This is a genomic window from Oryzisolibacter propanilivorax (assembly GCF_900103645.1).
Classification (GTDB): Bacteria; Pseudomonadota; Gammaproteobacteria; order Burkholderiales; family Burkholderiaceae_C; genus Melaminivora; species Melaminivora propanilivorax.
Map to the genome: position 1 here is coordinate 48,521 of NZ_FNHP01000012.1, position 12,774 is coordinate 61,294.

A 12,774-nucleotide genomic window follows, 5' to 3' on the forward strand; every position below is an offset into this window, starting at 1 on the left:
GGCTAAAGGCCGATTTGGCTATGAATCGGCGGCGGCGGATGCGTTCACCCCTGGCGCGCGGCGATCGGCAGCTGCCAGCCGCCGCTGCCAAATGGCCGCGGCCGCACGCGCAGCATGGGTGCGGACTGGTGGCGCTTGTACTCGCTGCGCGCCATCAGGCCGCGCACGCGCTGCACCAGCGCGCGGCCGTCGTCGCGGCCGAGCAGCTCCTCGACGAAAGCGCGCGCGGCATCGAACTGCTCCGGCGGCAGCAGCGGTCCCTCGACGAAGAACTTCAGGATTTCGTCGAGCACCGGGTACGGCGGCAGGCTGTCGTCGTCGCGCTGGCCCGGCGCCAGCTCGGCCGACGGCGGCTTGTCGATCACCGCCTGCGGCACCAGCTCGCGCCCGGCCTCGCGGTTCAGGTGGCGCGCCAGCTCGAAGATCTCGGTCTTGTACAGGTCGCCCACCAGGCCCAGGCCGCCGTTGGTGTCGCCGTACAGCGTGCAGTAGCCGACGGCGCTCTCGGACTTGTTGCCGGTGGTCAGCAGCAGGTGGCCGAAGGCGTTGGAGTACTCCATCAGCACCGTGCCGCGCAGGCGTGCCTGCACGTTCTCCAGCGCCAGCCCGGCCAGCGGCTGGCCGAAGCTGGCCTCGAACTGCTGCGCGCAGGCGCCCACCAGATCGACGATGGGGTGGCTGAGCAGCTCGATGCCGAGATTGCGGCACAGCGCCACCGAATCGTCCACGGAGCCGCTGGTGGAAAAGCGCGAGGGCATGGTGATGCCGACGACCTGGTCAGCGCCCAGCGCCTCGGCGGCCAGCGCCAGCGTCAGCGCGCTGTCCAGCCCGCCCGAGCTGCCCACCACCACCTTATCGAAGCCGCAGCGGCGCGCATAGTCGCGCAGGCCCAGCACCAGCTGGCGGCGATAGAACTCCAGGGTCGGCAGGCCGGCCGGGTCGATGGCAGCCAGCGGCTCGCCCTGCCGGCCGCGCAGGCCGCCGTCCTCTGCCAGCACCAGCGTCGGGGTGTCCACCTCGAAGCGCCGCGCCTCGAAGACCACGCCCGCGCCGGGCAGCGCCGCCAGCGAGCCGCCGTCATACACCAGGGCGTCGTGCCCCCCGATCTGGTTCACGCTGACCAGCGCCGCGCCGCAGCGCGTGGCCGCCTGCGCCAGCGCCGCGTGCACCTGGGCGCGCCGGCCCAGGTAGCTGCTGTGCGCGTCGATGTGCAGCACCAGGTCGGGCGCGGCGGCGGCCACGCCGGCCAGGACGGCGTCGTCGGCGCCTGCCTCGGCCAGCGCCTCCGCGCCGATCAGCAAGGCCACGCGCGTGCGGCCCATGCGCAGCAGGCGCGGCGCGGCGGGCGCAGCGTCGAAGTGCCGGTGCTCGTCGAAGTCGCCGCGCGTGGCCAGCAGCTGGCGGCCGCATTGCAGGCGCAGCTCGCCGCCGTGCAGCACCAGCAGGCTGTCGTGCAGCCGGCCCGGCCGGCCTTCGACACGCGTCGGCGCGCCCAGCACCCAGTGCAGGTCGGGCAGCGCGACGCTTTCCTGGCGCAGCTGCTCCAGGGCGGCATCCACCCGGTCCATGAAGCCCGGCAGGTCCAGCAGGTCGCCGGGGTGCCAGCCGGTGACGGCCAGCTGCGGGAACACCACGAGGTCCGCGCCCTGCGCCGCCGCCTGCCGGGCGGTGGCCAGCATGCGCTGGGTGTTGCGTTCGATGTCGCCCAGGGTGGGGTTGAGCTGGGCCAGGGTGATGCGGAGCATGGCGGTTCGGCGTCTGGAAAACGGCAGGCCAGGTGCATCCGGCTGCCGACGGGTTGACAGGGAAGCGCATCGTCGCACAACAGCCGCGCACGGCCGGTCGCGGTGCGCGGGATGACCAGCGGCAAGGCAGGAGCCAGCTGCTTTGTCAACGAACTTCAACACAGTGACAAAGCTGGGGTTGCAGGGGCAATGGCCTACAGAAACCCGATTGACACAAGCTAACAAGCGCCTCTACTATCCGCAGCGTTTCAAACAATCTGTTTCACCTGACTGAGGAGCATAGCTATGAAGCTGCGGAGAGTCTTGATGGGTACGGTCGCGGCAGCCGCGGCCATGGCGGCGCAGGTCCCTGCGCATGCGTGGACACAGAACGCGCATTTCTGGATGAGCGTTGGCGTGTTCAGTCGTTTCAACGTGGTGACGCGTAATGATTTCACTGCCAAGCAGTCCGACATGCAGTGCGGTTTCGCGGCCGGTGGCAATGCCTACCTGAGCAGCGGCTACACCGTGGGCAAGGCCGACATCGTCCATCAGAATGCTCCAGACAAGCCGCAAATCGGCATGCTGGTGTCGGGCAAGCTGGACTGGCAGGACCACCCCAGTGGCACTATCGACGGCGCCGTGATCCTGGGGCAAGGTAGCAACGTCACGCTGGCCCCTGACTCCAGCGTGACCCTGCTGCCCGGTAGTTCGGTGTTCGCGGCCACAGGCAATGACCTGTTCACGGCGATTGCGCCCGAGCTGTGGGTGGGCTGGGGAAACGACACGGACAATTGGGGCTACAACAGTCTGCAACCCAATAACAAGACGCCCGGGGCCCATGGCTGGACTGGCTACTCCCAGATTCCCCTGGGCAGTGCGGTCCAGACCTTCTTCGATTCCTACCTGAGCAACATGTACGGCGGCATTTGGATGACGCCGGCCAATGGCACTACGACGGTGCGCAGCTACAACGCACCACGCACCAACATCACGCTGGACGGCAAGAACCTGGGCCGCTGCGAGATGTCTGGCAACGACGCCAGCAACTGCTCCTCCACGGGCGGCACCAACACCCAGCCGGGCGGCCGCCGCGCGGTCTATCTGTTCGATGTCAATGCCAAGGATCTGTCCAACGCCGATGTCGTGACCCTGACCAATACCCGCTGGACGGATGAGTTCGGCTCGCGTACCTGGACCGTGGTCAAGGTCAAGGCCGATGGCCAAACCTCGGTAAAGATGGAGAACCTGGGCCTGCAGAGTTTCGCGCCGAACAACGATCACACGATCTGGGTGTTCGACGATGCCATCAGCAAGATCGAGCTGGGCGGCGTGGCCATCGAGGGCACGATCTTCGCGCCCCAGGCCGATGTCGTCGCCAACAATGGCCACATCAACGGCACCATCATCGCCAAGAGCTTCAATGGCACGATGGAAGGCCATTGCAAGCCGTTCGTGAACTACATCGACCCATGATGGTCTGCAACGCATGGCGTGCTCCGCGCCTTGCGTAAATGACGAACAAAAAAGGCAGGTGATGCGTCACCTGCCTTTTTTGTTTGGGCACCAGCTTATAAAAGCCAGTATCAAGGAGCAGCCAATTGCTACCTGAGCGCCTTGCGCGCCGCCCCCACGCCCAGCAGCGCCAGCACCACGAACAGCACAGCGAGCGCCACGAAGACGAAGAACAGCAGCTTGGCGATGCCCGCCGAGCCGGCGGCGATGCCGGTGAAGCCAAGTGCACCGGCGATGAGCGAGATGATGGCGAAGATGAGAGCGTATTTCAGCATGGCGAGACTCCTTGCGACGCGGTTGCGGTGGGGACCGGGGAAGGCCCGAAAGCCTGGAGTGCAGCCTAGCAAGTGGGGCCGGGGGTGGTGCGTCGGCGCAGTAAGCGGCGCGGCGTAGGATGCCGCCGGCGCACCGTCCCCGTGGTGCCGCTTCAGCCCGCGGGCGCCAACTCGGCCGGGGGCAGGGTGGCGGGCTTGCGGCGCAGGCGGGAATACGCCACGCCCACCAGCAGCAGCACGCACAGCGCCATGAAGGTGCCGCTGATCGGGCGGGTGACGAACACGTTCATGTTGCCGCGCGACAGCAGCAGGGCGCGGCGGAAGTTCTCCTCGACCATGGGCCCCAGCACGAAGCCCAGCAGCAGCGGGGCGGGCTCGAAGCCCAGCCGCGCGAAGATGAAGCCGGCAATGCCGATGGCCAGCACGGCGCCCACGTCGAAGAAATTGTTGTTGGTGCTGTACACGCCGATGCAGATGAAGAACAGCACGGCGGGGTAGATGATGCGGTAGGGCACGCTCAGCAGTTTGACCCACATGCCAATCAGCGGGATGTTGAGCACCAGCAGCAGCAGGTTGCCGATCCAAAAGCTGGCGATCAGGCCCCAGAAGATGGTCGGGTGCTCGGAGATGATCTGCGGGCCGGGCTGGATGTTGTGGATCATCAGCGCGCCCAGCATCAGCGCCATCACGGCGTCTCCGGGAATGCCCAGGCTCATGGTCGGGATGAAGGCCGTCTGCGCGGCGGCGTTGTTTGATGCCTCGGGGCCGGCGATGCCCTCGATGGCGCCGCGGCCGAAGCGCTCGGGCGTGCGCGAAAGCTTCTTTTCCGTCGCGTAGGACATGAACGAGGCGATCGTCGAGCCGGTGCCCGGCAGGATGCCGAAGAAGGCCCCGATGCCGGTGCCGCGCACGATCGGCAGCCACGAGCGGCGCATGTCGCCCGGCGGCAGGCGCAACGAGCGCATGGTGATGGGCGTGCTGCGCACCGGGTCGCCGGTGCCGATGCGGTTGGCGTGGCGCAGGATGTCGGCGACGCCGAACAGGCCCATGGCCAGCGCCACCAGCGAGATGCCGTCGGTCAGCTCGGGCACGTCGAAGGAAAAGCGCGCCACGCCCGAGTTCACGTCGGTGCCGACCACGCCCAGGATCAGCCCGACGAACACCATCGCCACGCCCTTCAGGGGCGAGCCCTTGGCCAGCGTCGAGGCCGCCAGCAGGCCCAGCAGCATCATCGCGAAGTACTCCGCCGGGCCGAACTTGAAGGCAATGTCCACCAGCAGTGGCGAGAAGAACATCATCACCACGATGCCCACCGTAGCGCCGATGAACGAGGCGAACATGGCCATGAACAGCGCCGCGCCGCCCTGGCCCTTGCGCGCCATGGGGTGGCCGTCCAGGCAGGTCACGGCGTGCGAGGCCACGCCCGGCAGGTTCAGCAAGATGGAGGTGGTGGCGCCGCCGTACTGCGCGCCGTAGTAGATGCCGGCCAGCATCATCAGCGCCCCGGTCGGCTCCAGCGAATAGGTCACGGGCAGCAGCATGGAGATCGCCGCCAGCGGCCCGATGCCCGGCAGCACGCCGATCAAGTTGCCCATGAAGACCCCGATGAAGGAGTAGAGCAGGTTGTGCGGGGTGAGGGCGACGACGAAGCCGCCCAGCAGGTTGTTCAGGACTTCCATGGCGATTACATCCAGGTGAACAGGGGAATCTGGATCTGCAGCAGCAGACGGAACAGCACCACCGCCAGCACCGTCACGCCGACGGCCACCAGCACGCAGGCGCGCTTGCTGTTGCCCCGGTCACCCATGGCGGCCAGCAGCACCAGGAAGAAGGTGCCGGGCACCAAGCCGGTCATCGAACCCAGCACGATGAAGCTGACCACGCCAGCGGTGATGAAAGCCCAGGCGCGGGTGTTGGCCGGCTCGGCCTCGCCGGCCTCCTCGTCCTCGGCGGACACCGGCGTGAACACCATCAGCAACGCCAGCAGCATCAGCGTGCAGCCCAGCGCCACCGGGAAGAAGCCGGGGCCCATGCGGCCCAGGGTGCCGATGGTGTAGTGGGTGCCGCCCCAGGCGGCCGCGGCACCTATGCTCATCAGGAGCGCCGCGCACAGCAGCTCCTGTCTATTGGTCTTGAAATGCATTGCATACCCCGCAAAGGAAGGACATCAAGACCTGGCGGCGCGACGTTCAGCCGCGCGCAGCCAGGGCCCGCCGGCATGGTAGGAAGGGATGGCGCGGCGTGGCATTGCCGGAACATTGCCGTTCGTCCATGTGCGCCGGCGCGGGCGCGCTGCGCCTTCAGGCGGGGATGGCGTGGCCGGGCAGGTCCAGCAGCGCGCACAGCCCTGGCGTGCCAGGCTGCAGCTGCAGCGTGCCGCCGTGCAGCGCGGCGATGGCGCGCACGCTGGCCAGGCCCAGGCCCTGGCCAGGCACGGCGGCGTTCAGGCGGTGAAAGCGCAGGCCCAGGCGCTGCAGCTCGTGCGCGGGCACGCCCGGCCCGTTGTCGCACACAGCCAGCTGCAGGTGCGTGCCGGCCTGCCTGACGGTAAGCTCGACGCGCGCCCCGGGGCCGCTGTGCTTCAGTGCGTTGTCCACCAGGTTGGCCACCGCGCTGGCCAGCAGGTCGGCATCGCCATGCACCAGCGCCGGCTCTGGCGCCGCCTCGGCATGCGTCTGCACCAGGGCCTGCCCGGCATCCTCGGCCACGGCGTCGTACAGCTCGCAGACGTCGCGGGCGATGGCCTGCAGGTCCACGGCCTCGAACGGCATGCGCCGCGTGCCGGCCTCGGCCTCGGCGATGCGCAGCAGCTTCTCGAAGGTGATGGCCAGCTCCTGCAGGTCGGTGGCGCTGTCGTGCAGCACGGTGCGCAGGGTGACGGCGTCGGCATCGGCGCCAGCGGTGCGCTGCAGGCGCAGCAGCACCCGGGTCAGTGGCGTGCGCAGGTTGTGCGCGATGGTGTCGCTGACGTGGCGCACTCCGTCCATCAGCGCCTGGATGCGGTCCAGCATGCGGTTGATGTCCTGGCCGAGCAGCGCGAACTCGTCGGGTTCGCCCAGCACCGGGATGCGCGCCTGCAACTGCCCGGCGGCGATGCGCCCGGCGGTCTCGCGGATGTCGGCGACGGCGCCCTCCAGCCGCTGGCGAAAGACAAAAGTGCCGCCGGCCAGCAGCAGCGCCGACACGCCCAGCGCGGCCAGGCAGGCCTGCAGCACCAGCGATTCCACGCCGTCCTGGTCGCGCATATCGTGGCCCACCAGCAACAGGGCGCCGCCGTCCAGGTGGCGCAACTGCAGATAGGCGTGCACCGTACGGCCGCGACGCTCGATGCTGCGCTGCAGCGTGGCGTCGGCGCGCGGCAGCTCGGCCGTGTCCAGCTGCATGTTGCCGGCCAGCGGTCGGCGGCCGGCGTCCAGCAGCAGCAACAGCTCGTCCCCGCCGTCCAGACCGCGTGCTTGCTCGGCCTGCAGGGTGCGCACCAGCGCGTCGAGACCGTCCTGGGCAAAGCGCTGCATCAGGCGCTGGCTGTCCAGCGCCACCGCGCGCGCCATGCGCTGCTGCATCACCCCCACCGTCTGCAGATACACCACCGCCAGCGTGGCGGCGATGGTGATGCTGACCAGCAGGCCAACATAAGCCGCCAGCCGGAAGCCCGTGGATGCCCACAGGCCGCGCAGCCCGGCCATCACGCCGGGGTGTCGGGCAGCGCCAGGCGGTAGCCCACGCCGCGCACGGTCTGGATCAGCGCCGGCTCGCCGGCGGCGGTGAGCTTGGCGCGCAGCCGGCTGACCTGCACGTCGATGACATTGGTCTGCGGATCGAACCGGTAGTCCCACACTGCCTCCAGCAGCATGGAGCGGGTCAGGTCCTGCTGCGCATGCAGCAGGAAGAACGCCAGCAGTCGGAACTCGCGCGGCTGCAGCGTCAGCGCCCGGGCGCCGCGCTGCGCCTGGCGCCGCGCCAGGTCCAGGCGCAGGTCGGCGAACTCCAGCACGCGGATCTCGGGACCAGGGCGGGCGCGCCGCACCAGCGCCTCGGCGCGTGCTGCCAGCTCGGTGAAGGCGAAGGGCTTGGTCAGGTAGTCGTCGCCGCCGGCCTTCAGGCCGCGCACCCGCTCGTCCAGCGCGCTCAGCGCGCTGAGCACGATGACCGGCGTCTTGCGGCCCAGGCCGCGCAGCGTGGCCAGGATGGACAGTCCGTCCACCTCGTGCGGCAGCATGCGGTCCAGCACGATCAGGTCCCAGGGCTCGGTGGTGGCGCGTTCCAGCGCCTGCGCGCCGTCGTGGCAGACCACCGCGATGTGCCCCAGCTCGCGCAGCCCGTCGGCGATGAAGCGGGCGTTGGCCACATCGTCCTCGACGACCAGGCAGCGCCACAGGGCGCAGGCCGCGCCCGCGCTCATAGCGGCACGCCCGCTGGCCGGGCGACCAAGGGGCGGATCGACATGGCTCAGCGTCCCACTGCCTGGCGCAGCGCGGCGGCGCGGTCGGTGCGCTCCCAGGTGAACTCGGGCTCCTCGCGGCCGAAGTGACCGTAAGCGGCGGTCTTGCGGTAGATCGGGCGCAGCAGGTCCAGCATCTGGATGATGCCCTTGGGGCGCAGGTCGAAGTGCTCGTGCACCAGTTGGGCGATCTGCTCGTCGGGAATGACGCCCGTGCCCTCGGTGTAGACCGTGATGTTCATCGGCCGCGCCACGCCGATGGCGTAGGCCACCTGGATCTGGCACTGGCGCGCCAGGCCCGCGGCCACGATGTTCTTGGCCACGTAGCGCGCGGCATACGCCGCGGAGCGGTCGACCTTCGTCGGGTCCTTGCCGCTGAACGCGCCGCCGCCGTGCGGGCAGGCACCGCCGTAGGTGTCGACGATGATCTTGCGGCCGGTGAGGCCGCAGTCGCCCTGTGGGCCGCCGATGACGAAGCGGCCGGTGGGGTTGATCAGGTAATTGGTGTCCTGCAGCCACTCTTTGGGCAGCACTGGCTTGATGATTTCCTCGATGATGGCTTCGTTGAACGAGGCCTTCATCTTCGTCGCGCTCTCCGACTGGTCCGGGCTGTGCTGGGTGGACAGCACCACGGTGTCGATGGAGTGCGGCTTGCCATCGACGTAACGCATGGTGACCTGGCTCTTGGCGTCCGGGCGCAGGAAGGGCAGGCGGCCGTCTTTCCTCAGCTGCGCCTGGCGCTCGACCAGACGGTGCGCGTAGTAGATCGGCGCGGGCATCAGCTCGGGCGTCTCGTCGCAGGCGTAGCCGAACATCAGGCCCTGGTCGCCGGCGCCGGTGTTCAGGTGGTCGTCTGACGCATGGTCCACGCCCTGGGCGATGTCGTTGGATTGCTTGTCGTAGGCCACCAGCACCGCGCAGCCCTTGTAATCGATGCCGTAGTCGGTGTTGTCGTAGCCGATGCCGCGGATGGTGTCGCGCGCCACCTGGATGTAGTCGACGTGGGCGTTGGTGCTGATCTCGCCGGCGAGCACCACCAGGCCGGTGTTGGTCAGCGTCTCGGCGGCCACGCGCGAGCGCGGGTCCTGTTCGAGGATGGCATCGAGGATGGCGTCCGAGATCTGGTCGGCCACCTTGTCGGGGTGGCCTTCGGAGACCGATTCGGACGTGAAAAGGAAGTCGTTCGCCATTTGAATAAACTCCGGTGTTTGTCGTCAGCAGCTTTGTTGGGCGTTGCCCAAAGCCCTGCGGGAGCTTCATGGCGAACGCTTTAGCAGTTGTGTTTAACGTCGCCCTGCAAGTTGCTCATTTAACTCGGCGACAGCCCGCGATTTTAATGCCATCCCTGTTCCGTTTGATTTCCCGGCTGCCTTTGCCCCTGCTGCACGCATTGGGAGCCGTCCTGGGGTGGTGTGCCTTCCTGGCGTCGCCGACCTACCGGCGCCGCTTCCTGGCCAATGCCGCGCAGGCCGGCTACTCCTTTGCGCAGGTGCGCGCGGCGGTGGCGCATGCCGGGCGCATGGCGGCCGAGGCGCCGCGCCTGTGGCTGCATCCGCGTCTGCCGCACTGCACGGTGCAGGGCGCCGAGTGCGTCGAGCAGGCCTGGGTCGCCGGGCGCGGCATCGTCTTTCTGACGCCGCACATCGGCTGCTTCGAGATGTCGGTGCAGCAGGGCGCGCGGCTGTGGGCCGGCGCGCACGGGCCGTTCACCATCCTGTACCGCCCGGCGCGCCAGCCCTGGCTGGCGCGGCTGATGGAAACCGCGCGCAGCCGCCCGGGCATCGTCGCCGTGCCGACCAGCCTGCAGGGCGTGCGCCAGATGCTGAAAAGCCTGCGCCGCGGCCAGGCCGTGGGCCTGCTGCCCGACCAGGTGCCGCCCGCGGGGCTGGGCCTGTGGGCGCCGTTCTTCGGCCGCCCGGCCTACACCATGACCCTGGCCGCGCGGCTGGTGCAGCAGACCGGCGCCGCCGTGATCCTGGCGCGCTGCGAGCGCCTGCCTTGGGGGCGCGGCTACCAGTTGCGCCTGCAGCCGCTGCAGGCGCCCCTGGCGGCGGAGCTGGAGCCGGCGGTGGCACAGATCAACACCGCCATGGAAGCGCTGATCCGCCAGTCGCCGCAGCAGTACCTGTGGGGCTACGCGCGCTACAAGCAGCCGCGCGGCCTGCCGCAGGCGGCGCCCGAAGGGGCGGCGTGATGGCGGCGCGCTTCGGCATCGCCCTGCTGAACCTGCTCGGCCGCCTGCCGCTGCCGGTGCTGCGCGCCCTGGGCGCAGCCATCGGCCGGGTGCTGTTCGTGCTGGCCGCGCCGCGCCGGCGGGTGGCGCTGCGCAATCTGGAGCTGTGCTTTCCGGAAATGCCGCAGTCCGAGCGCCGCGTCCTGGCAAGGCAATCGTTCGAGGTGTTCTGCCAGACCTTCCTGGACCGCGGCTGGCTGTGGTCGGCTCCCGAGGCGCTGGTGCGACGCCGCGTCAGGCTGAGTGGCGCGGTGCACGAGCTGGACGGCGACACGCCGACCATCGTCTTCGCGCCACATTTCTACAGCATGGACGCGGGGGGCCTGGCGCTGCCGCTGAACACCACGCGCGAGTTCACCTCGATCTTCGCCACGCACCCCAACCCGGTGCTGGACGCCTGGTTCATGGCCGGGCGCCAGCGCTTCGGCACGGTGCGCATGCTCAACCGCGCCGACGGGGTCAAGCCGATCATCTCGTGCGTGAGGAAAGGCGGCCTGCTGTACCTGCTGCCCGACATGGACTATGGGCCGAACGACTCGGTCTTCGTGCCGTTCTTCGCCGTGCCCCATGCCGCCACCATCCCGTCCCTGTCGCGCTTCGCGCGCCTGGGCCGGGCCAAGGTGGTGGCGCTGTACAGCCGCATGACGCCGCAGGGCTACGAGGCGGTGCTGACGCCGGCCTGGGAGCACTTCCCGACCGACGACGCGGTGGCCGACACCGCGCGCATGAACCGCGAGCTGGAGGCGGCGATCCGTCGCATGCCGGCGCAGTACTACTGGGTGCACCGGCGTTTCAAGACCCGGCCCGAGGGGCAGGCGCCGCTGTATCAGTAGCCAAAAGTGGCTCTGGCCCTTGATGGATAAGGGCTTGCAGCTATCAAGAATGTAGTGAATTGCCGGCCGCTTCGACGGGTTGGCCCGGCCATGCCCGCCTTGCAGGGTGCGGAAAGCTATCGTTTCAATAGCTGCAGGCCCTTTATCAGCAAGGGCTCAGGCCGGTTTTTCCTGTGTATCTTCAGCTGCCGGAGTGGCCGGCCCGTCCGGGTCCTGCTGCGGCTGCTCGGGATGTGACCATTCCCACAGCAGCTGCGCCACCTCGTCCACGCCCTGGCGCTTCAGAGCCGAGAACATCCGCACCTCGCCGCCGCCGGCCTGCAGCTGGGTGATGGACAGCGCCTTGGCCTGTTCGGCCCGCGTCAGCTTGTCGGCCTTGGTCAGCAGCACCAGGAATTTCAGGCCCTGCTCGACGCGCGGGCGCAGGGCGTCCAGCAGCGCCTCGTCCAGCTCGGTCAGCCCCAGGCGCGGGTCGCACAGCAGCACGATGGCCGTCAGGCTCTCGCGCTGGACCAGATAGTTCAGCATCACCCGCTGCCAGCGCAGCTTGTCCGAGCGCGACACCGCCGCGTAGCCGTAGCCGGGCAGGTCGGCCAGCACCGCGTCCATCTCGCCCTGGCGGCCGAGCGCGAACAGGTTGATGTGCTGGGTACGGCCGGGTTTTTTGGACGCAAAGGCCAGCTGGCGCTGCTGGGTGAGGGTGTTGATGCAGGTGGACTTGCCGGCGTTGGACCGGCCGACGAAGGCGATTTCGGGTACGTCGATGACGGGCAGCTGGTGCAGCTGGGCGGCGGTGGTCAGGAAGCGCGCGGTGTGCATCCAGCCCACGGCGGCTTTGGCGTCGATCGCGGGCGCAGCGGCGGCGGGCACGGAAGGGGTGGTCATCGAGGGGAAGGGTTCATCCAGGTCAAGGTTTGCGGCCGGGGCCGCTGCAGGGTGCATTGTAGAATCGCGGGGTTTTGCGCAACCCTCACAAGAAGCTGTCCACGATATGAAGTTGCTCGCCTCCCTGCTGATGGCTGCCGCGCTCGCGGCCCCCGCGTTCTCGGCCGCCGCTGCGGACGCGCCTGCCGCGCCGGCCAAGATCGACCTGGCCGCGGGCGAGGCCAAGTACGGCACCGTGTGCGTGGCCTGCCATGCGGCGGACGGCAACTCCACCATCGCTGCCAATCCCAAGCTGGCCCAGCAGCATCCGCAATACCTGGTCAAGCAGCTGCAGGAGTTCAAGTCCGGCAAACGCGCCAGCCCCGTCATGCAGGGCTTCGCCTCGATGCTGAGCGACGATGACATGCGCAACATCGGCGCCTGGCTGGCTTCCAAGCCCGCCAAGGAAGGCTTCGCCAAGGACAAGGAACTGGTCGCCCTGGGCGAGCGCATCTACCGCGGCGGCCTGCAGGACCGCCACATCGCCGCCTGTGCCGGCTGCCACAGCCCGAACGGCGCCGGCATCCCGGCGCAGTACCCGCGCCTGGCCGGCCAGCATGCCGACTACACCGCCACCCAGCTCAAGGAATTCCGCGCCGGCAAGCGTGCCAACAGCGCCCAGATGATCGACGTGGCGGCGAAGCTGAACGACCGCGAAATCCAGGCTGTGTCCGACTACATCGCCGGCCTGCGCTGACCGGATACGGTTGATGCACGTCAAGCCAGTAGGGGTGTCCCCTCACGTGGCGGGAACCTGCCGCCGATAATTCCACCCCAAGACGGGCGGGCCCATCCGACGGATGGCCCGCCCTTTGCACGTTTGAGCCCC

At 68.9% G+C, this 12,774-nt stretch carries 12 protein-coding genes; 4 read left to right on the forward strand and 8 right to left on the reverse strand.

Annotation, left to right across the window (positions count from 1 at the left end):
* Positions 1–44: 44 nt before the first annotated feature.
* On the reverse strand, positions 45–1,745 hold the full coding sequence (gene nadE / locus BLQ61_RS15805) for an NAD(+) synthase (RefSeq protein ID WP_091572512.1): 1,701 nt from the start codon (positions 1,743–1,745) through the stop codon (positions 45–47).
* Positions 1,746–2,141: 396 nt separating this feature from the next.
* Between nadE and BLQ61_RS15810 the strand changes: the two genes are divergently transcribed.
* Positions 2,142–3,200 (forward strand): collagen-binding domain-containing protein, encoded by a 1,059-nt coding sequence (locus BLQ61_RS15810; protein ID WP_175488322.1) that lies wholly within the window; start codon positions 2,142–2,144, stop codon positions 3,198–3,200.
* A 128-nt stretch (positions 3,201–3,328) separates the two neighbouring features.
* Here the strand turns inward: BLQ61_RS15810 and BLQ61_RS15815 are convergent, their stop codons facing one another.
* From BLQ61_RS15815 to metK, 6 genes are all read right to left on the reverse strand, one after another.
* Positions 3,329–3,514, reverse strand: coding sequence for a DUF1328 domain-containing protein (locus BLQ61_RS15815; protein WP_091572517.1), 186 nt, complete (start codon positions 3,512–3,514; stop codon positions 3,329–3,331).
* 152 nt (positions 3,515–3,666) lie between these two features.
* On the reverse strand, positions 3,667–5,193 hold the full coding sequence (locus BLQ61_RS15820) for a tripartite tricarboxylate transporter permease (RefSeq protein WP_091572520.1): 1,527 nt from the start codon (positions 5,191–5,193) through the stop codon (positions 3,667–3,669).
* 5 nt (positions 5,194–5,198) lie between these two features.
* The gene (locus tag BLQ61_RS15825; protein ID WP_091572522.1) at positions 5,199–5,657 is read right to left on the reverse strand and encodes a tripartite tricarboxylate transporter TctB family protein; all 459 of its coding nucleotides are present in this window, start codon (positions 5,655–5,657) and stop codon (positions 5,199–5,201) included.
* Positions 5,658–5,814: 157 nt separating this feature from the next.
* The gene (locus tag BLQ61_RS15830; protein WP_091572525.1) at positions 5,815–7,200 is read right to left on the reverse strand and encodes a sensor histidine kinase; all 1,386 of its coding nucleotides are present in this window, start codon (positions 7,198–7,200) and stop codon (positions 5,815–5,817) included.
* Positions 7,200–7,892 (reverse strand): response regulator transcription factor, encoded by a 693-nt coding sequence (locus BLQ61_RS15835; RefSeq protein WP_091572614.1) that lies wholly within the window; start codon positions 7,890–7,892, stop codon positions 7,200–7,202. Before BLQ61_RS15835 ends, BLQ61_RS15830 begins: the two co-directional genes overlap by 1 nt.
* A 71-nt stretch (positions 7,893–7,963) precedes the next feature.
* A complete protein-coding gene (gene metK / locus BLQ61_RS15840) occupies positions 7,964–9,145 on the reverse strand; it encodes a methionine adenosyltransferase (RefSeq protein WP_091572528.1) in 1,182 nt (393 codons plus the stop codon).
* A 146-nt stretch (positions 9,146–9,291) separates the two neighbouring features.
* Between metK and BLQ61_RS15845 the strand changes: the two genes are divergently transcribed.
* Together BLQ61_RS15845 and BLQ61_RS15850 are read left to right on the forward strand one after the other, a co-directional pair.
* On the forward strand, positions 9,292–10,149 hold the full coding sequence (locus tag BLQ61_RS15845; RefSeq protein WP_091572531.1) for a lysophospholipid acyltransferase family protein: 858 nt from the start codon (positions 9,292–9,294) through the stop codon (positions 10,147–10,149).
* A complete protein-coding gene (locus tag BLQ61_RS15850) occupies positions 10,149–11,021 on the forward strand; it encodes a lysophospholipid acyltransferase family protein (protein ID WP_091572533.1) in 873 nt (290 codons plus the stop codon). Before BLQ61_RS15845 ends, BLQ61_RS15850 begins: the two co-directional genes overlap by 1 nt.
* A gap of 156 nt (positions 11,022–11,177) precedes the next feature.
* On the opposite strand, the gene yihA is transcribed toward BLQ61_RS15850, so the two are convergent.
* Positions 11,178–11,906, reverse strand: a complete 729-nt coding sequence (gene yihA / locus BLQ61_RS15855) for a ribosome biogenesis GTP-binding protein YihA/YsxC (RefSeq protein ID WP_091572536.1) — start codon at positions 11,904–11,906, stop codon at positions 11,178–11,180.
* 106 nt (positions 11,907–12,012) lie between these two features.
* Here yihA and BLQ61_RS15860 point away from each other — a divergent pair, with 106 nt between their 5' ends.
* Positions 12,013–12,642 carry a c-type cytochrome gene (locus tag BLQ61_RS15860; RefSeq protein ID WP_091572539.1) on the forward strand — a complete coding sequence of 210 codons (630 nt, stop codon included), beginning with the start codon at positions 12,013–12,015 and terminating at the stop codon, positions 12,640–12,642.
* Positions 12,643–12,774: the final 132 nt, after the last annotated feature.